General features: G+C 32.4%; 19 protein-coding genes and 5 pseudogenes. 17 read left to right on the forward strand and 7 right to left on the reverse strand.

From position 1 onward, the window contains the following. The first annotated feature begins 46 nt into the window (after positions 1–46). From IGL15_RS13980 to IGL15_RS14015, 8 genes are all read left to right on the forward strand, one after another. Positions 47–1,090 (forward strand): replication initiator protein A, encoded by a 1,044-nt coding sequence (locus tag IGL15_RS13980; protein WP_096573284.1) that lies wholly within the window; start codon positions 47–49, stop codon positions 1,088–1,090. A gap of 874 nt (positions 1,091–1,964) precedes the next feature. Next, the gene (locus tag IGL15_RS13985; RefSeq protein WP_010722082.1) at positions 1,965–2,357 is read left to right on the forward strand and encodes a hypothetical protein; all 393 of its coding nucleotides are present in this window, start codon (positions 1,965–1,967) and stop codon (positions 2,355–2,357) included. A gap of 566 nt (positions 2,358–2,923) precedes the next feature. Next, the gene (locus IGL15_RS13990; protein ID WP_104765581.1) at positions 2,924–3,349 is read left to right on the forward strand and encodes a hypothetical protein; all 426 of its coding nucleotides are present in this window, start codon (positions 2,924–2,926) and stop codon (positions 3,347–3,349) included. A 108-nt stretch (positions 3,350–3,457) separates the two neighbouring features. Beyond that, positions 3,458–4,435 (forward strand): class A sortase, encoded by a 978-nt coding sequence (locus tag IGL15_RS13995; protein ID WP_438768069.1) that lies wholly within the window; start codon positions 3,458–3,460, stop codon positions 4,433–4,435. An 86-nt stretch (positions 4,436–4,521) separates the two neighbouring features. Continuing rightward, positions 4,522–6,048, forward strand: coding sequence for a peptidoglycan DD-metalloendopeptidase family protein (locus IGL15_RS14000; protein WP_010722085.1), 1,527 nt, complete (start codon positions 4,522–4,524; stop codon positions 6,046–6,048). A 178-nt stretch (positions 6,049–6,226) separates the two neighbouring features. Continuing rightward, positions 6,227–6,376, forward strand: a complete 150-nt coding sequence (locus IGL15_RS14005; protein ID WP_181045230.1) for a hypothetical protein — start codon at positions 6,227–6,229, stop codon at positions 6,374–6,376. Beyond that, entirely contained in the window at positions 6,369–7,439 is a 1,071-nt protein-coding gene (locus IGL15_RS14010) for a hypothetical protein (protein WP_258077714.1), read from the forward strand. The genes IGL15_RS14005 and IGL15_RS14010 overlap by 8 nt, the downstream gene beginning before the upstream one ends. Before the next feature lie 18 nt (positions 7,440–7,457). After that, a complete protein-coding gene (locus tag IGL15_RS14015) occupies positions 7,458–7,988 on the forward strand; it encodes an ArdC family protein (protein ID WP_240186566.1) in 531 nt (176 codons plus the stop codon). Here IGL15_RS14015 and IGL15_RS14020 read toward each other — a convergent pair. The 5 genes and pseudogenes from IGL15_RS14020 to IGL15_RS14040 all read right to left on the reverse strand — a co-directional run. Beyond that, positions 7,890–9,164, reverse strand: a pseudogene (locus tag IGL15_RS14020) (relaxase/mobilization nuclease domain-containing protein); the annotation flags it as partial. The gene IGL15_RS14015 and the pseudogene IGL15_RS14020 sit on opposite strands and share 99 nt — an antisense overlap. Beyond that, complete coding sequence (gene mobC / locus IGL15_RS14025) at positions 9,164–9,577, reverse strand: plasmid mobilization relaxosome protein MobC (RefSeq protein ID WP_096573263.1); 414 nt, start codon at positions 9,575–9,577, stop codon at positions 9,164–9,166. The gene mobC and the pseudogene IGL15_RS14020, both read right to left, overlap by 1 nt. Before the next feature lie 235 nt (positions 9,578–9,812). Continuing rightward, entirely contained in the window at positions 9,813–10,082 is a 270-nt protein-coding gene (locus IGL15_RS14030) for a hypothetical protein (RefSeq protein ID WP_096573262.1), read from the reverse strand. 20 nt (positions 10,083–10,102) lie between these two features. Further along, positions 10,103–10,438 carry a hypothetical protein gene (locus IGL15_RS14035; RefSeq protein WP_010721131.1) on the reverse strand — a complete coding sequence of 112 codons (336 nt, stop codon included), beginning with the start codon at positions 10,436–10,438 and terminating at the stop codon, positions 10,103–10,105. An 81-nt stretch (positions 10,439–10,519) separates the two neighbouring features. Beyond that, positions 10,520–11,227, reverse strand: coding sequence for a DUF6782 family putative metallopeptidase (locus IGL15_RS14040; RefSeq protein WP_306453730.1), 708 nt, complete (start codon positions 11,225–11,227; stop codon positions 10,520–10,522). A gap of 9 nt (positions 11,228–11,236) precedes the next feature. Between IGL15_RS14040 and IGL15_RS14045 the strand changes: the two genes are divergently transcribed. The 8 genes and pseudogenes from IGL15_RS14045 to IGL15_RS14080 all read left to right on the forward strand — a co-directional run. Continuing rightward, on the forward strand, positions 11,237–12,139 hold the full coding sequence (locus tag IGL15_RS14045) for a hypothetical protein (RefSeq protein ID WP_438768074.1): 903 nt from the start codon (positions 11,237–11,239) through the stop codon (positions 12,137–12,139). A gap of 168 nt (positions 12,140–12,307) precedes the next feature. Then, a pseudogene (locus IGL15_RS14050) lies at positions 12,308–12,446 on the forward strand (putative holin-like toxin). A 252-nt stretch (positions 12,447–12,698) separates the two neighbouring features. Continuing rightward, on the forward strand, positions 12,699–13,178 hold the full coding sequence (locus tag IGL15_RS14055; RefSeq protein ID WP_010721290.1) for a hypothetical protein: 480 nt from the start codon (positions 12,699–12,701) through the stop codon (positions 13,176–13,178). After that, on the forward strand, positions 13,178–13,819 hold the full coding sequence (locus IGL15_RS14060) for a hypothetical protein (RefSeq protein ID WP_096573260.1): 642 nt from the start codon (positions 13,178–13,180) through the stop codon (positions 13,817–13,819). Before IGL15_RS14055 ends, IGL15_RS14060 begins: the two co-directional genes overlap by 1 nt. A gap of 14 nt (positions 13,820–13,833) precedes the next feature. Continuing rightward, entirely contained in the window at positions 13,834–14,766 is a 933-nt protein-coding gene (locus tag IGL15_RS14065; protein ID WP_010721292.1) for a hypothetical protein, read from the forward strand. Positions 14,767–14,895: 129 nt separating this feature from the next. After that, a complete protein-coding gene (locus IGL15_RS14070; RefSeq protein ID WP_096573259.1) occupies positions 14,896–15,519 on the forward strand; it encodes a recombinase family protein in 624 nt (207 codons plus the stop codon). A 267-nt stretch (positions 15,520–15,786) separates the two neighbouring features. Beyond that, the gene (locus IGL15_RS14075) at positions 15,787–16,305 is read left to right on the forward strand and encodes a hypothetical protein (RefSeq protein ID WP_096573258.1); all 519 of its coding nucleotides are present in this window, start codon (positions 15,787–15,789) and stop codon (positions 16,303–16,305) included. A gap of 53 nt (positions 16,306–16,358) precedes the next feature. Continuing rightward, positions 16,359–16,844 (forward strand): annotated as a pseudogene (locus tag IGL15_RS14080) (IS6-like element IS1216 family transposase); the annotation flags it as partial. A gap of 126 nt (positions 16,845–16,970) precedes the next feature. Here the strand turns inward: IGL15_RS14080 and IGL15_RS14085 are convergent. Then, positions 16,971–18,133, reverse strand: a protein-coding gene (locus tag IGL15_RS14085) for an IS3 family transposase (protein WP_086956687.1) whose coding sequence is annotated in 2 segments (ribosomal slippage) — positions 16,971–17,857 and positions 17,857–18,133 — 1,164 coding nt in all. Because the reading frame shifts where the segments join, the coding sequence is not laid out codon by codon here. A gap of 77 nt (positions 18,134–18,210) precedes the next feature. Between IGL15_RS14085 and IGL15_RS14090 the strand changes: the two are divergent. Continuing rightward, positions 18,211–18,408, forward strand: a pseudogene (locus IGL15_RS14090) (hypothetical protein); the annotation flags it as partial. Positions 18,409–18,462: 54 nt separating this feature from the next. Here the strand turns inward: IGL15_RS14090 and IGL15_RS14095 are convergent. Then, positions 18,463–18,993 (reverse strand): annotated as a pseudogene (locus IGL15_RS14095) (tyrosine recombinase XerS); the annotation flags it as partial. Between the last annotated feature and the right edge of the window lie 182 nt (positions 18,994–19,175).

Here is a 19,175-nt window from a genome sequence, read left to right on the forward strand (position 1 = left end):
ATTTTAATTACTTACTCCACTACATGAAAATAAAAGGAGTAATATTATGTCGGAATTTAAATACTACAAGTCAAAAGAAGTTTATCGTGAAAAATACTATCAAATGCCTAAAGTATTTTTTACAAACGAGAAATATTTAAATTTATCAAATGATGCGAAAATAACCTATGTGCTTTTGAAAGCACGTTTTGATTACTCAGTACAAAACAATTGGGTAGATTCTGAGGATAATATTTATTTTATTTACACCATTGAAGAGTTAATGAGATTACTAAACTGTCGAGAAGGTAAAATTTCTAAAATAAAAAAAGAATTAGAGGCAGCAGGACTGCTGAAGCAAAAGAAAGGACGTATCAAAAAAGCAAACGGAAAAATTGAAACTACGCCAAACCTTTTGTATCTAGGTAAACCTGAAGTAACTTCAGAGGACGTATTTAAAATAAACGAAGAAGAACGACTAATCCCAAATCCTGTAAATGCGAAAATCGCAAATACAGAAAAAGACGATGATATCAAGGTTATTCCTGTAAATGCGAAAATCGCAAATACAGAAAAAGCCAGTGATACCAATAGTTCTCCTGTAAATGCGAAAATCGCAGACAATATATTATATTCTAATAATTCTTTAGACACTAATAGACACAATATAGACACTGACAAAGATCAGCTACAAGATCAATTATTGCTAGAAAATTTTGTTGATATAATGACTGATTCCAGCATTGACACCTTTATCCCAACTAATGTTTTGAAATTGATTAAAACTTTTTCAAATAGTTACAGTGAAGCACAACAAACAGTCAAAACTATACACAATGCAAAGCATAAAGCCCAAGAATCAAAAAATACAATTATTGTTTACGAAGAAATTGAGTATTATGGAGTTGACGCAGATAAAGGATTGTACATGACTTTACTGAAGGCATATCAAAAACAGAAAACAGAGAAAGTTGATAACCTACAAAACCTAATTTTTATTTACGTAAAAAACTGGTTTGCTGAGAAAGCTATTCCTGCTAAATTGGCACATGAAAAAAACGCAGAAACTAACTCTTTACCTGCTGTAAATCTTGAAAATTGGTTAGATTAGAAAAATATCGAACATATGTTTGCAATATGGACGATGAGTGGTATAATTTTATTGTGATATATATTGCAGGATCATTTAACAAAGAAAAAATTAGAATAAATCATGTTATTTAGCTTCTAAATTTTCATTAAAACTTTCATGAGTGTTCTTTATTCGATAACGGTAGTATTTATAATAAACAACGTGAAAAGTGCGTAATGTAAGCTTTGTTATCAATGATTTTAAATGTTAAAATAATTCCAGAAGCGCTTCACAACTATGTGAGTGGAGGTGTGTATATCAAAATATAATTGTTTTATGTTGTTTCACGATAATTAGTACTTACACAAATTTGTCAAGTGAAAAATAAAAAAGCTTGTAATGAATTTGAAGATGTGCTACCGTAAATTTGTAGAAACGTAGATTAAAAAAATTATTGATTAGCAATCCAGACTGCTGATCATTGAGAAGCCAAGCAATAAATCAACCAACAAAAAAGAGCAGACCGACTAGTGATCTCGCTGGGTAAGAGCGCCAACTCTTACTTCAGGTCATGAATCGCTAGCCGTCCTCAATTCAACGTATGTACCACGCTGAAGAGGTAAACTGCCACTTTTGTTGCAGATTTAACTGCAACAGGCATATTCTAACATATATTTCTTAAGAATTTAACTAGTTTATTTGTGCTACCTAAATTCTTTAAAAGAAAATTTGTATTTCTCTGGCTACTTTTTTGAGTAGACTTAGTGTGCAATTTTCTAGATATATTTGTTTATACTGTTTGCAGCTGATTTGTGACTTAAGAGGGCAATTACACTTCATGTGTGATTGCCCTCTTTTTGTCGTGCTTGGCTTCCCAATGATCAGCAACTGAAGCAGAAGGGCGGAGAAAAATATGGAATTAAAACCTAAAAATTTAAAACAAATTACTTGCGAATTTGTATTGTTTAATCGACAACACATAAAATTTTCTAATCGAACGATCAAGCGTAAAATTACTGATTTTTCAGGTAAAGAAATTATTTTATACGCTAAAAAATTATCAAGTGAACAGGAATTAACTTGCTTTTTTGATCAAATAAAAGCTATCTATTTTGACGGCAAGATCGTTGCTTGTAGAGGCTGTTCGGAGTTACCTTTAATTGTTTCAAATCATGTGTTTTCAAAAATGAAAGCACGTCAGAAGCTCTTAAGAGAGTCGAAAGTTCGATATAGAGAAATGCAAAAAGAGGAATGGGAAAAAAGAAAGAGTGCGGCACGCAAAAAATATAAACGAATCAGTGCCTAGCTACTGTTTTGACTAATGATACTTGATTTTTTTGTTTGTTAGTTTTTTCTAACAAACAACCTAATAGCAGGGAGTTATTGCTATCGAAAAAACGGACAAGTAAGCACACGGACACGAAACAGCGCTAAATATTTATTTAACGTTTGCTGGCAAGGAGTCACATGACACTAAGCGATACACGTAAACTTACTTTGATGTTTTGGGTGTTCCTTGACAACTGAAAAATTACAGGACTTTCTAAGTTAATCAGCGTGTCTAATAGGGGCTTAGGAAGGATAAACCACCTAAAAAAGTACGGCTGTGTTATCAGATGGTACGTTATTGATGGGTAGGGCACACACAGAAAAGGTTATTTGCGATGATCAGCTATCACGAAAAACATAAGATGACGATTAAAACCGTCCGCTCGTTTTTCTAGGGAGCAAAAACACTTTTCGAGAGTTTGGGGTTGCTATCGCTAGAAACCCTGCGTAAAAAAACTGTAACATTTATGAGAAAACTAATAAACAAAAGAATCAAGTATCTAAAAAATAAGGGGACACCTAATTTAACTGGAGGGTACACCTATGAGTACTGAGAAAAAAAGAAAAAAGTATGCATTTTCTGATGAAACTATAGAAAAATTGGATTGGCTAGTAAAAGAGCACCAAAAAAGAAGTAAAAAACGTATTTATCCTTGTGATACACTTTCTGAATTGATCAATAATACTTTGAAAGACGGCGAAAAATTAGTTGCGACTCATATTGCTTATACAGACAAAGAACACAAAAACGAATATGCCAAACACTTTGATTTGAAAAATGAAAAACAAACACTAACGGCAAAAACACCAGTTACGCCAGCAACTCCAACAACACCACAAAAATCAATTCCACAAACTTCTGGATCATTGGTTAATATTGGAAGCTTAATTGTTTTAGGAATTGCTGCTGTTGCAGGTGCAGCATTGTATGTTACAACTAAGAAAAAAGTAAATAAAAACGAAAAATAAGAATGAAGGGGAAGCACTTTGAAAAAGGTGCTTTTCCTATTTTAGTTATTGTTTTTAGGGAAAGGAGAGATCAATATAGTAAAGAAAATCATTAAAGCCTTACCGTTATTGTGGCTACTAAGTAGCCTGATTTTAGCAATCTGTGGATTTTATGGTTATACCGTTCTTCTTCGTCCCGAAAATACAATCAAACAAGCACAGCAAATCACTCACCCTATACAGTCAGAGAAAGAGATCAAGGAGATACAACAAACGACAATAGGGAAAGCAACATACAATGAAAATCAAATCCAACCTGTTACACCTACAGACTATGCGGAAGCACAGCTGAGTTATGAGGCTCTTGTTAACCAATGGGGAATCGGTTCTCTCTATATTCCGTCTTCTGGTATATACTCCAAGATTCTTGCAGGAATGAGCAATGACAATTTAATGGTTGGCTTGGGAACCTATTATCCAAACCAGTTACTTGGAAAAGGAAACTATGTTTTGATGGCACATAATTTAGTTCAAGGTGGGGGAGTCCTTCGTAATTTACCACAATCTAGCGTAGGATCAACAATTTATGCGACTGATTTTAGCAAGATTTATGAATATGAGATCACTACAAATAAAATTGTTAACCAATCAGAGGGTAAGTTATTGGATATCCCACAAGAAGATGATTCGCCTTTAATGACTATTTTTAGATGTGAGGGAGGATTACACACAGCTAATCGTGCATTAATTCAAGCTAGGTATGTTCGATCTTACTCAGCTGAAAATGGTTCACATGATATTAAACAAGCTTTAGGATTAGAAACAACGAGAAATAAGACAGTCAATAAACAACGTCTAAATGACCAACAGGCGACTTCAACTAATAGAACTGAAGCAGCAAAGGAAAGTATTACTCCCGATAAGGATACTAAAAAGGCAAAGCAAACAAATAAAATAGAATGGCGCTTCACAGAAAAGAAAGCTATTTATTCTAACTTCCAAGTGTTTTCTATCCTAGTATTTCAATTAGCTAATGCTTATCCTATTCTGATTGGGTTAGTTTTTCTTGTTGGTCTCTCAAGTTGTATTCTATTGAACAGAATATAATGAGTGACAAAACTTATATATTTTTTTATAAAAAATTCATAAAATAAAGTTATCTTAGATGTAACACAGGAAAGGAAAGAGAAAAAGTGAAAAAAAAGCATATTTCAAAAGTAGCTTCCGCTGTTCTTCTTTCTCAAATGCTATTGACAACACCGTTACAGGTATTAGCAGATGAACAGCTTTCAACGCCAACCAGTCAATCCAGCACGATGAATAATCAGTCTGAAGAATCTACTTCAAGTAGTGATGAACAAACAGGAACGTCTACTACACAAACAACGACTGATTCCACAGAAAGTAGTACAGATCAAAGTACAACCGATGATACAACAACTAGCTCGACAGATACGACGTCTACAACAGAATCGTCTGAAAAGCCTACAGAAGACAGTACGACAGATTCAACAAGTACAACGGAATCCAGTAGTGAGTCTAAACCAGATGAAACTAAACCTAGCGAAATAAAGCCGAGTGAATCGAAACCAGAAAAGCCGAACACTGGCAGTTCTACGAATGAATCACAGACTCAGCCAACAACTGAACCTTCAAACAATCAGCAAGCACCGTCTGTTGCTCCAAACAATCAAGCAAAAGCAACAAGTGAGGAACAGCAAGTTAAACCAGCAGAAAGCGAGTCAAAACCGTATCACCAAACGCCAACTGCGCCTATTCAAGAATTAGTTCCTTCAAGCAAAGAAACGGCTGAAGGAAACATTCATTTTGAAAAAGATGAGTCCGTAGAAAGCTTTGTCCGAAAAATCGGCGAATCTGCTCGCAAAGTAGGACAGGAGAACGATTTATACGCTTCTGTCATGATTGCGCAAGCCATTTTGGAATCAGCTAGCGGACAAAGTCAGTTAGCACAAGCGCCAAATTATAACTTGTTCGGAATCAAAGGAACACATAACGGAAAAGGTGTTTCTTTTGCCACACAAGAGGATTTAGGTGACGGCACTCTTTACACCACACAAGCTACTTTTAGACAGTATGAAAACTATGAAGATAGCTTAAATGACTATGCACAGCTGCTTAAAGAAGGTTTGACTGGTAATAGTCAATTTTATAGTGGTGTATGGAAAACAAACGCAAAAACTTATCAAGAAGCAACTAAATTCTTAACTGGCAGATATGCAACTGATACGAAATACGATCAAAAATTAAATGGTTTGATCGAAACCTATCATTTAACGGACTTCGACAAGGAAATCGCAGGACCACAATTAAGTAAAGAAGGATATATTGTACCAGTGAAAAACTATACGATTTCTAGTCCGTTTGGTACTCGTGGGGGAGAATTTCATAGAGGATTAGATTTGGCAGCAGCACAAGGCGAGCCAATCTATGCTAGCAAAGCAGGAACGGTCGTTAAAGCAGAGTTTCACCCTTCATGGGGGAATTATGTAGCTATTGAGCATGAAGACGGTACAACGGCTTTATATGCCCACCAACAAGAATATCAAGTCAAAGTTGGCGACAAAGTAAAACAAGGTCAGATCATTGGCTATGTTGGCTCGACAGGAAATAGCACAGGTAGCCATTTACATTTTGAATTATGTTTAGATCATAGTTTAAGTCAATCACAATTGGTTGATCCAGAAACAGTCTTATTTTAAAAATAAGGCTGTTTTTTTTATTCAATTTTTAAGGAGGTATTGTCTATGTTGCTATTTATAAGTGGTTTATTTTTAGGCGGATTTATTGGTGTGGCGTTAATGTCATTAGTAGCAATCGATCGTTATGAAGATATGATTGATGAAAGAAGATAATTAAGAAAGAGGGAGTACAAATTTTATGACGAATAGAAATGAAGGAATCACTATCTACTTGACTATTGGTAAAGAAGTTAAGTTAAATTTTGATTCAGAGAATAACTTATCAAGTATTCGTCTATCCATTAATAAAGTTGCAGAACTTTTCGGAAATAAAGTAGTCAATGAATGATACTAAACCTGATAATTCATTACCTGATCCATTGCCTGTACCAGAGCCAAATCCATTGCCTGATCCAACACCTAGTCCAGACCCAAATCCAATACCAACACCAGATCCAGACCCTGATCCAGAGCCTGATCCAACACCAGATCCAGAACCTTCAATTGATGAACAAATTAATCAATCTAAGGAAGAACTCAATGATTCTAGGAAACAGGCTGATGAATTAAATAAACAACTAACTCAAGTAAAAGATAGCTTGGATAACTTACAAAGTATTGGAGCAAGTACTGAAAAGAACGTGGATAAAGCAGCATTACAATGGCAAAAAGTTGCTGACTTAGTCAATGAATATAATCAACTTACAAATGAGATCAAGAAATTAATTGAAGAAGACGGAACAGTATTGCCAATCAATTATGACCTTTATAAAGAAACGTATGAAAAACTAAACCAAAAAGTCACTGAAGTAAAAACTGCACAAAAAGAAGCAAATAATACGACAAACGAAATAAATAAAAATGTAGAACAAGCAATTGATACGCTAAATAATTTAGAAGAAACTAAAAAAGAATATCAAAATAAACAGAAAGATGTTTCTGAGGTGGATTCTAACGTCAATTCGGCTATTAACCATGCACAATCCAACGAACAAGTTGCTTCAGCTGTTCAAGATGAGATAAATCAAGCTGCACAATCTAATGAGCAACTAAATGAAACTAATAAGACTGTTGGAGAACAGTTGAATCAAGTTGATCCAATTGAAAGCCAAACTGATATTGCTAGCGCTAAGGAGCAAACTGTTGATATCAATAATCAAGCTGAAGAACAAAATAATAATGTTGACGATATGATGGATGATTTTAACAATTTGCCAAAACCGAGTGATAGTGAAGAACCTAGCGTTCCAGAAAATACAGATCAAAATCAAGATTCAACAAGCCAACCACAAAGCATAGATAATGCTAGTGTTTCTCAAAACAAAATAGAAAATGAACAGGTTAGCGAAAAAACATTACCAGTTACTAATCAAAATAGTAACCAATCCGAAATTGAAGATATTCAAAAATAAAAGTGAGGAATGAAATAAATGTCTTATAAAGATAGTGAAGCAAAAAAAAATAATAAAACCGCTGAATTACTTTCACAGGCAGAAGAAGGTATTAAAGAAGTATTATCTTCAGACAAATACAAAAATTTTCTTCGTGTTATGTCTAAGTTTCATAATTACAGCTTAAATAATACCCTTTTAATTCTTATGCAAAATCCTAATGCTACTCATGTTGCTGGTTACAAAACATGGAAAAACTCTTTTAATAGACAAGTAAATAAAGGAGAAAAATCCATTAAAATAATTGGCGGTCGTCCCTATAAGAGGAAAGTAGAAGAAATAAAGAATGGGCAAAAAGAAGAAAAAGAAGTTGAAGGTATTTATCTCTTGTGGTTGAATCCCTTGCATTTTTTCCAGTCCACGAATGATCCCTTCCCCTTTTACAGTAAAACTAGTTTGTTCGTTTGTCTGCTTATCAGTAAGTGTATAATCAAATTTGTCATTGATCCAAATTGTATATTCTCCAGTTTCTTCATTGACATCAACATAATTATTTGGGACAAACACTAACCCATTTAAGTCTTCATGTTCGATAGACACTAGTAATCCTTCTTTGGTCGCTTTCTCTATCTGAAATTCTTGTAATTGAATAGGCGTATCTTCTTGAACAATAACACTTTTTTCTTTTTCACGATATCTTTCTTCAATTGAATTTAAGGAAGAGTCATTCGTAAACTCATAGGATTCTCTAAAATAATCTTTTAGATTTTTAATTTGATAACTATCTGGCAGCAAGCTTTCATTCCACTTAAAATCATTTACATCATTGAACTGGAAAATAAATTGATCTTGTTTATTTAACTTAAAGGTAATTCCATGCTCTTGTTCCAAAAGAAAACTAAAATCTTCCAAGTTGTCACTGGAAAAGAATATCTCTTCAATCGCTTCTTTCAACTGATTAATGTAGGATTGATTAGCAGAAAGTTTTTGAGAAATATTACTTTCTGTAAATGTTTCTAAGTCATCTAACTTGTCCCCTCTAGTCCGTCTTTGTTGTCCTTCGGATAATAAAGCATACGAAATATGTTTCCCTTTTCGATCAATATTTACCCCTAAATGATCCGCTTTTTCTTCAAATTCCTCCCATGAAGTTGATTCATTTAAGCACATGGTCAATCGTTTACGAATTTCAGAACGAAAGCTCGTGTTATTTCTTCTGTTAGAATAAGATTTGTAGGAATCTTTTAATTTTTCTTTTTTCGGTGATAAAGATAAATCATGTTCAGCACAAATACGATTACTGATTTCTTTAATTTTATTTGCTGTTCGATAAGGTTGACTTCTGAATTTTTTCAGATCATAAAAAGAAACACTGTTAAAAATAATGTGATTATGAATATGTTCTTGATCTATGTGAGTGGCAATTACATATTCAAACTTTCCTTCAGTCAATTCATCAATCAATTGTCTTCCTAATTCATGAGCAAGCTCTGGTGTCACTTTGTCTTCAGGCGAAAAACTTTGGATTAAGTGGTGCGCTAAAACCTCACTCCCACCGACTTTTCGATAATCGCCTTTTACTTCACGTGCATATTCCCTAGTCATTTGCATTTCAACTTCTGCAAATTGACTTTGACAATTATAGCTACTAACCAGCATTCCATTATTCGTTTTTTCTGGATTTGTAATATAGCCAATTGCTTTATTTAAAGTAGTTTTTATTTGGTGTATTTTTGTCACTGCCATTAAATAAACCTCTGATTATCTCTAGCACGTCGCATTCTAAAAAGTAATTCTTCGTTAATTAATTTAGTCAATTGATCATAATTAGTTTTTAATTCTAGAAAGTCTTCTTTTGAAACACTATTTGAAATATTAGCTCTGTGAGCTAATTGATTGATATTATTTCCAATTCGTCCTAATTCTGTAGTTAAATTTTTTAAATCAGAAAAATCTGTTGTAATCATTAAACCACTTAAACACATAATACGAGCGTATTGGGAAAAATTTCTTGTATTTGCTTGACTCATTTTATAATTTAGTAGAAATATTTCTCTTTCTGAAAAACGTGTTTCTTTCCGAAACATTCTTTCAGAGTCATCATAAGTATTGGCTATTTTTAGAATATTTTCAGGAGTTTTAGCTAGCTTTTGCTCCATGTTTTCCCCTCCTTACCAATATTTTTTCTCTTTTTTCACTAGTTTAGTGTTTTAGCTTTATTTAAAAATGAAAAATTCCACTGTGTGACCGCCCTCCGATTAGAAATCGAAGATTTCAGGGGGGCGGTCTTACAGCAAGATTTGCAAGTTACCGGTAACTTGCGGAAAAAAAAGAAAAAGCCGCTCACGCGACTTCTTCTTTTTGCATTTTGGGGCGCTGCCCCAATCCCCGTTTCTATTCCAATTCTTCAATACCGCTTAAATCAATTTGTTTAAATTCATCTTCACTCATTTTTTCGAGTTTATCATAAACAGACTGATAATTCTTTAATGTGTAATGTCGTTGTTCATCATCTTCAATATATTTTTTTCCTAGATCACTTTTTAACATTGAAAGCATTTCTCCAACTTCGCTTTTTATGACGCTTAATTTATTTGCATTTGAACCTGTAATCTGTTTGTGTCCGCTAATAATTTCTAATTCGTGTTGAGTAAATGTTTGCATGATTTATATGTCCCTCTCTTTTACATTTCTATTAATTTCATGGATTCTTTGATACTCGTACAAGGAAAATTATTAATTCCCTCTTCATTCATATCACAAGTAGTATAGTATGGAACTAATTTATTTTTTTCTTCTTGAATAATAAAATATTGACCGTTGTTAATATGATTACAGCAGTATATTCCAGTAGCTGGATATTCAACAACAATAAAATCATTGGGTTCAAAATTCTCTTCTTTTAACATTTTTCTAATTAAAAATAAATGATCTTTTTCTAGACAATCAGGTATTTCATTAATTCTTTCTACAGTTAATGCTCCTTCAATTATATTCCATTGATCTAAATATTGTTTCATTTTTATATCCCTCATTTATTATAAAAGTTACTTATTCTGATAAATTAAAAAAGCAAAATAGATCGTTTCAGCTACTTTAAACTATAGTGTAGAAACGTCTTTTTGCTCTTTTGATTGGCGAATTTTATTAATTAATTTTTCTTTTTCACGTTGTTCATTTAAAGATTTTGCTTTATCGTCAAATTCTTCTAATTGATCAGATAATGACAAAGTACTCTGTTTTTCTTCTTTTTCTTTTGTCACTTCTTTTTGTAATTCTGCTAAATTCTTGTCTATTTTTTGAATTAAATTATCTGCTTGCTTTAAAATGACTTCAAAGCTATTTTTCAATTCCTTTAACTCTTTATCACTAGACCAAGCTGCTAAATATGGAAAGCTATAGTCTTTTGTATCTATTCCATAATGTTCACAAACAACAAAAGCCGTACTTTCAGCTTCAACTTCTTTTGTAGATTTTGTAGTTTTTATTGACGAATTTTTATCAAATTCTGGTGCATGTAAATCAGCATGAGTGATCTCATGAATCAGAGTTTTTATTGTTTGCGCTTGACTCATACCATTATTTAACACAATTTTCTTTTCTAATGGAGAACAATATCCTTTTGTGCCACCTTGTATATCTGCAAATTCTATAGAAAAATTGGTGCTTTGCTTCAAGGCAACATAAAGCTCTGGATAATTTTTTACTTCTCCACTTAATTCATTCATTAGTTGCGGTAAAGGTTCTCCTGAAGTTTGAGAAACATCAAAAACTGAAACAGGGAAAAATGAAAACTTTCTAGCAAAAATATTTTATCTATGAGTAATCGTGGTGTATCTATTTCGATACCAGAACTGAATATCAAGCGGCTCTTTATTCCTAGTGAGTATGTTGTAATCGATGAAATTAGTAAATCTTGTTCTATCTTAATTGGGGAAAAGTGGAATTACTATGCAGAACCACTTCCTGAGAACGATAAAAATTTAAATAAAAAATTACCATATCAAAAATTTACTGGACGTTCTTTAATCAGTAGTTTAAAAGAAACTCCTGAATTACTTGATGTGTTTCTAAAACCTAAATTTGATCAGCTACATTATCAATCAAGAAAACGATATACTAATCAATTAGTCGAAGCTTTAAATACGATTCGTGAAGAAAAAATAGTTTCAGCTTCACAATTAGAACAGAGATTAAATAAAATTGTTGATCAAAAAAATCAAGCAAAAGAGAAAATAGCTGAGATTGATGGAAAAATAAAAAATTATAACAATGTTGCAAAACTTTTAGTCACTTACGAAAAATATTTACCGATCATGAATGAGATTGAGCGTGCTACGATGCTTCAAAAAATTAAATTAGAACAAAAGTACAAAGAAGAAGTACGCCAATTTAAATTTGCTGAAAAGAAATTACTAGCTTCAGATAATCTACGTCCTGATTTAACGAAAGAAAAGATAATATCTGTGGCGAAAAATCAAGAGAAACAGAGGAAACGACTTATAGAGGGCTATAAGCATTATGAAAATAAATTAAATAGATTGATCGATGTTCAGGAAATATTGCAAGAACTAGATAGGAATGGATTATTTGATCTTAGTGGGTATCATTTGATTGATAGAGAAGAAAAGTTAACGGACAAGATCGAGAAATATGAAAAAGAAGTAGAAGAAAATCAACAAAAAAAAGCAAAAGAGAAGAGGAAGGAACATGAAATATAAATAACTAAAAACACTATCTATTCCGAAAAGTGAAAATATTTCTTCATAAAATAATCAACATATTTAAAAATTTAATCAGCCTTTTTGTCGAGATAAAGTTCTTCATTCTATGATATAATGGTACTGTAGTAAGTTTATGACGGTGGCTACTCAGGGGGTGATGCCTATGTGCATTTTCCTACTTCGTAAAAGGGAGTAGCATTTTTTGTCTGTTGCTGAAGCAATTGGTTTAATGATTCAATTTGGATCATTCGTCCTTGCTTTAGTCGGCATTATGCTGACAATTAGCAAAAACAACAAAAAATAAACCCGTCATAATCTTTGGCTAGAGATGACGAGTTTATAAAACTTATATAAAATCCAAGCTACCGTCTTAAACGGGCTACGGATAAGGAGTTATGTTAGAGCATAGCTCCTTATTTATATACATTATAACTTAGATGAAGAAAAAAGTGAAGAAATAGAGGTTAGTCTTTGAACTTTATTTTTATTATATATAGGTTTCTGTGGTAGATTTAATTTAAATAATATAAAATAAATTAAAAGGGGGGAATAATTGATGAAACAATCTAAGATATTTAGAAAAATAGACAATGGAATATATTATTTTAAGATTGTTGAATATAGCCCAAATCAAGTTTATTCTGAATTAGTTCTTCAAGAAAAGCAAAAAGGATTTCGTCAAGTAATTATTAACTCTGAAATAATGATAAAAATATTATCTAAAGTTTTAACAAAAGAAGATTTCGTTGTAAGGGAAATCAAATTTAATAGTACTGTAGATAAAGATTATCAAGAAGAAATTAATGAGATATGTAAATCTATTACCAGTGATAGATCAGAATTAGGTAATTTAATTGCTAAATTAGCATGGGCTTCAGAAAGAAACTCTATTGATGTTGAAATGATTGATATGGCATATAAAAGTTCTGATAATTTCTATTCTATTAAAGTTATTTGTAATGGAGTTTTATCAGGCAGTGATCCTGCAAATTTTTTTGATGACTATCTCTTAAAAATACTTGAGGAAAATTTTTAATGACTTTCAAAACTAAAATTATAAATAATATAAAATCTCCGTTAGTTGTCATCATAAGTGCTATATTCGCTACTTTTATTTTTTCATTCGGTAAATTATTTCTTAATGATAATAGTTATCATCAGGTTATTTGGGTGATTGACACGTCTATATATTCATATTTATTTGGATTAATCTTTGATTTTATTGCAGAGTATATTAATAAATTCAGAACTATTGTAGAATTTTCTTTTTATAACGCAAAACAAGAAAGCAATACTTTAATCTTGAAAAATGATCAAGAGTATAAAACTGTTAGTCTACAAATAAATATTAGAGGGTGCGGATATAATTTAAAGAACGATTTCAGAATATATGAGCCTAATGGCATGACTTTACAGATCACTAACAGTCCTAATTTTATAAGTACTTCTAACGGATCTTATTATGAATTAGATTTATTAAAATTAATCGGATTAGGTACTGAAAAAAAAGTAAAACCTGATTTAAATATTGAACGTTCAGTAGAATTTCAAGTTACTTTAGATAGTTATGATAGTAGTTACAAAGATAATTTAAAAATAGATATAAAAAGGAAAAATTTCTTTCGATCTATATTATTACTTTCTGTTAAACAAAAAAAAATGACTATAAAGTGTTAAGGAGAGAAAATTTTTTGACTTATTCAATATGGACAGATAATACCAATAAAAGTTTGGATGAAATCATTAATAATGCAATAAATTATAACGAATGGCATACTGTTGAAAAAGACGGTTTTGATAATTCAGATTTAAATTTTTTAATTAGAAAAAGATTTAATGAAAATTATAATATTGAGGATACTAATATTACATTTAATGTTCTTGATTATGAAATGGAAAAAATTAGACCTAGAGAAGCTCGAAATCCTATACGAACAACACGAGTTCAATCTATCACAGGATTTATTATAGTATTTACTGACGGAAATATAACTAAATATATAATAAATAAATCTTATTCTGATAATACTAAAACCATTTTAAGAAAAATAAATAATTACGAGAAGCAACTTGAAATTATTGAAAATAGAATTAACATTGATTCCGATTTGTTTTTTTGGGTAGTTAATAAAGTTATTGATTTTCCAGGGATACAAATTGGTGAAGCACAAAATATGATGCTTGAACTTGTAACAGGTTTTAAAGGTGAAACTGATGATAAATTAGCTGAAATATCAGGGTCTGGAGACAGAGTTCTAAATTTACTAAGTACTTTGACGTTTTTATTAGAAAATGAAAAGCTTTCTCGAATTGAACTATTGTTACAACATTCAAATCAAACTTACGGATTAAAACTTGGAATTAATAGTTATATTGATATAATTGAAGAATGTTATATGGGAGACGACATGTTACTTCCAGAAGATATAAAATTACCACTAATAGTATTAAAAGTTTTTCTAACAGTTATTCCCGATTTACTAAATATATATGATCAAGATATTAATGAACATAATTGGAATAACGATAAAAAAAGAGAGTTTCTAAATTCTATTGGAGAAATAATTCAGGTAAGGATTAAACAAAAACTAGGTATATCTGAAGATGTTTCTAATGGTTCCTAAGAGTATACTCTAATGGTACAAATCCATATTTGCTTAAAGCGTTGATTTTTCAGCGTTTTTTCTTTATTGCAAAGTGTACCCTAAGACCTGTATACTAATAGTAAATAGATTGGATAGGAATGATGGCAAATGTATTTAGCTTATTTAAGAGTTTCTTCCGACGATCAAAGTTTAGCTCGGCAACATAAGCTAATTGAAAACTGGTCAGTCAAAAATAATATTGCTGAAGACGATTTAAAAATTTTCGAGGAAAAAGTCTCTGGAAAAAATATTGAAAACAGACCAGAGCTGCAAGAGCTTATTTCTTTCATACGTGAACGAGATACGATTATTATTCCTAGTCTTGATCGATTAGCAAGAAATAGTAAAGATACAAAAGACTTACTTCAATTGTTTCGTAGTAAAGGGGCTTCTATTGAAATATTAGACCTACCGTCGTTTAATGGGGTAACTGACCCTGCATTAAGAGACTTGCTAACAAATTTAGTCATAGAAGTGTTTAGCTATGTTGCTGAAAACGAACGGAAAAAAATCAAAGAGCGTCAAAAACAAGGCATTGAAATTGCAAAGAAAAATGGTCGTTATACTGGTAAAAAGATTCAATACCATGTCAATGCGACAGGAAAAAACAAATTGATTTACGATGAAATTGTTGATGGTCTGAAGAAAAAAGAAACTATTTCTAAAATAGCAAAGAACGCAGGAGTTACAAGAAAAACTGTTTATCGAGTAAAAAGAGATTTAGGAATGTAATAAGTTCCAGTTAGAAAGAAGCGTAAATAATGCAAGAAATAGAAATCGGTAAAATTTATTATTGCGAAGTTCCTAGTTTGGAAGGTTCTTTTGAAGTTCAAGTTTTACAAATGCTAAAAGACAACTGTGTTTTAGTGAGAGTCGTACGTTGTACATTAATGCAAAGTAAATATTTAAAGAAAAGCAAATATCGTTTTATTGTCAATATCAAGTCCCTAAAAGGACGATCGTTACACTTTTAATAAAGAGATGGAGGACTAAATAAAAATGAAGAATAAACTGACATTATTAATTTGTGCAACCATTTTGTCAACGTGGGCAGTCCCTACACAAAATGCTTTTGCAGAAGAAACAGGGAATGATACTACGCAGCAAACAGTGACTAGCAATAGTTCTAGCGAAGAGCAAACAGCAATTGTAAATGGAGAAGAAGTAAAATTAGAAGCGCCAGTGAAAGAAGGACAGTCTGAAGCTGAAGCGACTCAAGCACCAAAAGAAGAGTTACAACAAGATCAAATGAGTCGGTTTGCTCGTAGTGCAGTAAGAACAATACCTATGTATCGCATGTATAATCCAAATAGCGGAGAACACTTCTACACTCAAGATACTGGAGAACGAGATAATCTAAGAAGAATTGGTTGGAATTACGAAGGTATTGGTTGGCAAGCTCCAACAAGTGGCGATCCAGTTTATCGCTTATATAATCGCTATAATGAGGAACATTTCTATACTTTAAATGCCAAAGAACGTGATAATATCACAAAAGGTTCTGTTGCAAAGTTTTAAATCTACTATCAAATAAGGTAGAATAATAGAAAAAGATAGCAGGAGGAATGACGATGAATCATTTTAAAGGAAAGCAATTTCAGCAGGATGTGATTATTGTAGCCGTGGGCTACTATCTTCGTTATAACCTTAGCTATCGTGAAGTTCAAGAAATCTTATATGATCGTGGCATTAACGTTTCTCATACAACGATTTATCGTTGGGTGCAAGAATATGGCAAACTACTCTATCAAATTTGGAAAAAGAAAAATAAAAAATCCTTTTATTCATGGAAAATGGATGAAACGTACATCAAAATTAAAGGAAAATGGCATTATTTGTATCGAGCCATCGGTGCAGATGGTTTAACCTTGGATATTTGGTTACGTAAAAAACGGGACACACAAGCAGCCTATGCTTTTCTTAAGCGGTTAGTGAAGCAGTTTGATGAACCGAAGGTTGTAGTCACAGATAAAGCCCCCTCTATTACAAGTGCCTTTAAGAAACTAAAAGAATACGGCTTTTATCAAGGGACAGAACATCGTACCATTAAATACCTGGAATGGCAACAGTTTTTTTGACAAATTTTATAAGGTGCAGAACTTCTTTCCGTATGCTATTCCGATTGTCCTTGACAATGAGCCTCCTCGGATGTGACGATCTTCGGCAGGAGCTAACAGTTAAAGTTAGACTGCCTCGCTAGCGTTAGCACATCCGAGCTCATTATCAAGGATTCGCTGCGCCAATCTCTGGTTACGGTAACCAACCGGTGTCTCGTAGCCAAGTGTACCGTGCAACCGAAGGTGGTTCCACCAATTGACATAGTCAAATAACTCCAAATCCAATTGTTGTAAGGTTTCAAATGTGTATTGATAGACAAATTCTACTTTCAACGACTTATAAGTTGATTCAGCTACGGCATTATCAAAAGGACAGCCTTTATGACTCAATGATCGATTGATGTCAAAAGTTGTTAATAATTCATCAATAGCTTGGTTATCAAACTCTTTTCCACGATCAGTATGAAAAATCTCAACCTCTGTCAGAGGTTGTTTGATACGGCTAAATGCTTTTTTTACTAGAACGGCATCTTTATGTTCTCCACAAGAATAGCCGAGAATTTCTCGATTGAACAGATCCAAAATGAAACAGACATAATTCCATTTTTTCCCGACTCGTACATAAGTCAAGTCTGTTACGATCGCTTCTAATGGGTTGTCTCTTAAGAATTTACGATTCAATACGTTTGTCGTTTTGGCTTCATTGCAAGTAGAATGATGTACTTTAAAATAAGCAACAGTATAGCTCGATTTTAATCCTCTATTTTTCATGATTCTACTAATTTTTCGTCGGCTGATCTGAATGCCTCGTTTTGATAAGGCTTTTTTTATTTTTCTTGAGCCGTAGGCCTTTCGGCTGCGGATAAATTCTTCAGCGACTACTTCTTCAAGTTCTGATTCGTCTTTCTTTGGTTTTGATTGATAATAATAGGACTGACGTGATAGACCTAATATTCTGCACATCGCTGATATAGGGTAAAGATGCTTATTCGCATCGATTACTTGTCTCTTCGTCCGAATATCAGCGCTGCTTGCTTTAAAATATCATTTTCCATTTCTAATTGCTGGTTTCTTTTACGTAGTTCTAACAATTCTTTTTGTTCAGGCGTAAGATTATCTTTTTCTTTGAATGAACCACTCGTTTTAGATTGCTTTACCCATTTGTCAAATGCTGAAGCCGTTAGTTCATATTCTCGAATGATTTCTACACGTGGCTTTCCAGCTAAGTAAAGATTGACGATTTGTTGCTTGAATTCTTGTGAAAAAGTTCTTCGTGTTCTCTTAGACATAAAAATTCCTCCTGGTATGTTTTCTTCTAGTCTACACACCTTAATTTTTCTGTCTAGTTAATTGTAGCCTATCCAACCTGAATAATTTGATTGAACAAGACCATCGTCCAGTAAAGAGACGCAATAAATTCTATCGAAGTTTACGCACTGCCTCTACCACGATTAAAGGCATGGAAGCCATTCGAGGATTATATAAGAAAACCCGAAAAGAAGGCACTCTCTTCGGGTTTTCGGTCTGTACTGAAATCAAGGTATTATTGGGAATCCCAGCTTAAATCATAGATACCGTAAGGGATTTTATTCTTTATTTAAAACTTTGCAACAGAACCATCTAGATAATTTTGTGTATCCTCATCTAGAAATAATTTTTTCTCAATGGCATTGGCACGTGCAGCTAACGTAGTTTTATCTGTGATGGTTGTTACTTGGTCCATAGGATTATTGTCTAAGTATGGTTTTCCTAGGGGATTATTAGAACTTTTCGAAAGATATTTAAATAGAACCTTTAATGCTGTGATGTTTCTATTGATAGTAGAAGTAGATAGACCTAAGTTATTATTATCTTTGAGCTTAGTTTTTGTTGTCTCTTTTTTTACATTTTCTTTTGTGCGACGTTTCAAATGAGATTTGTACAAGTTTAGGTCATAGGCAGTTAACTGTCTTATCGAGGTGATAGAAGTATCAGGAACGATAGACTCACTCAGAAGCCATTCATAAAAGAGCTTATAATTTTTTAGATATTCTAAAGTGGTTCGAGGTGATTGATCTTTATCCTCACGATCTTGAACAAAATCTTTTATATAATCGGGCATATGAAGTATGATTGTATCTATTTTTTGATATATTTCTGTATTTTTCATGTCATTCATCCTTTCAATAAGTAGGGGAGAAGAGTATCTCTATAATTGGACTATACCAATTATAGAATGTTTTGTCAATTGGTATGCTCTAAAATTTATTAATTTGTTTCAAAAAAAGCATATAAATAGGTATACGTTTATTAATTTAAAATAAATGGTATACATAAATAGGGAAGGAAATA

The organism is Enterococcus sp. DIV0436a (genome assembly GCF_051711605.1).
Classification (GTDB): Bacteria; Bacillota; Bacilli; order Lactobacillales; family Enterococcaceae; genus Enterococcus_B; species Enterococcus_B faecium.

What these genes read in the sequence shown, in the direction of transcription:
- IGL15_RS13980 (WP_096573284.1), top strand. Translation starts at nt 47, where the DNA reads ATGTCGGAATTTAAATACTACAAGTCAAAAGAAGTTTATCGTGAAAAA.
- IGL15_RS13985 (WP_010722082.1), top strand. Translation starts at nt 1,965, where the DNA reads ATGGAATTAAAACCTAAAAATTTAAAACAAATTACTTGCGAATTTGTA.
- IGL15_RS13990 (WP_104765581.1), top strand. Translation starts at nt 2,924, where the DNA reads ATGAGTACTGAGAAAAAAAGAAAAAAGTATGCATTTTCTGATGAAACT.
- IGL15_RS14005 (WP_181045230.1), top strand. Translation starts at nt 6,227, where the DNA reads ATGACGAATAGAAATGAAGGAATCACTATCTACTTGACTATTGGTAAA.
- IGL15_RS14010 (WP_258077714.1), top strand. Translation starts at nt 6,369, where the DNA reads ATGAATGATACTAAACCTGATAATTCATTACCTGATCCATTGCCTGTA.
- IGL15_RS14015 (WP_240186566.1), top strand. Translation starts at nt 7,458, where the DNA reads ATGTCTTATAAAGATAGTGAAGCAAAAAAAAATAATAAAACCGCTGAA.
- mobC (WP_096573263.1), bottom strand. Translation starts at nt 9,577, where the DNA reads ATGGAGCAAAAGCTAGCTAAAACTCCTGAAAATATTCTAAAAATAGCC.
- IGL15_RS14030 (WP_096573262.1), bottom strand. Translation starts at nt 10,082, where the DNA reads ATGCAAACATTTACTCAACACGAATTAGAAATTATTAGCGGACACAAA.
- IGL15_RS14035 (WP_010721131.1), bottom strand. Translation starts at nt 10,438, where the DNA reads ATGAAACAATATTTAGATCAATGGAATATAATTGAAGGAGCATTAACT.
- IGL15_RS14045 (WP_438768074.1), top strand. Translation starts at nt 11,237, where the DNA reads ATGAGTAATCGTGGTGTATCTATTTCGATACCAGAACTGAATATCAAG.
- IGL15_RS14055 (WP_010721290.1), top strand. Translation starts at nt 12,699, where the DNA reads ATGAAACAATCTAAGATATTTAGAAAAATAGACAATGGAATATATTAT.
- IGL15_RS14060 (WP_096573260.1), top strand. Translation starts at nt 13,178, where the DNA reads ATGACTTTCAAAACTAAAATTATAAATAATATAAAATCTCCGTTAGTT.
- IGL15_RS14070 (WP_096573259.1), top strand. Translation starts at nt 14,896, where the DNA reads ATGTATTTAGCTTATTTAAGAGTTTCTTCCGACGATCAAAGTTTAGCT.
- IGL15_RS14075 (WP_096573258.1), top strand. Translation starts at nt 15,787, where the DNA reads ATGAAGAATAAACTGACATTATTAATTTGTGCAACCATTTTGTCAACG.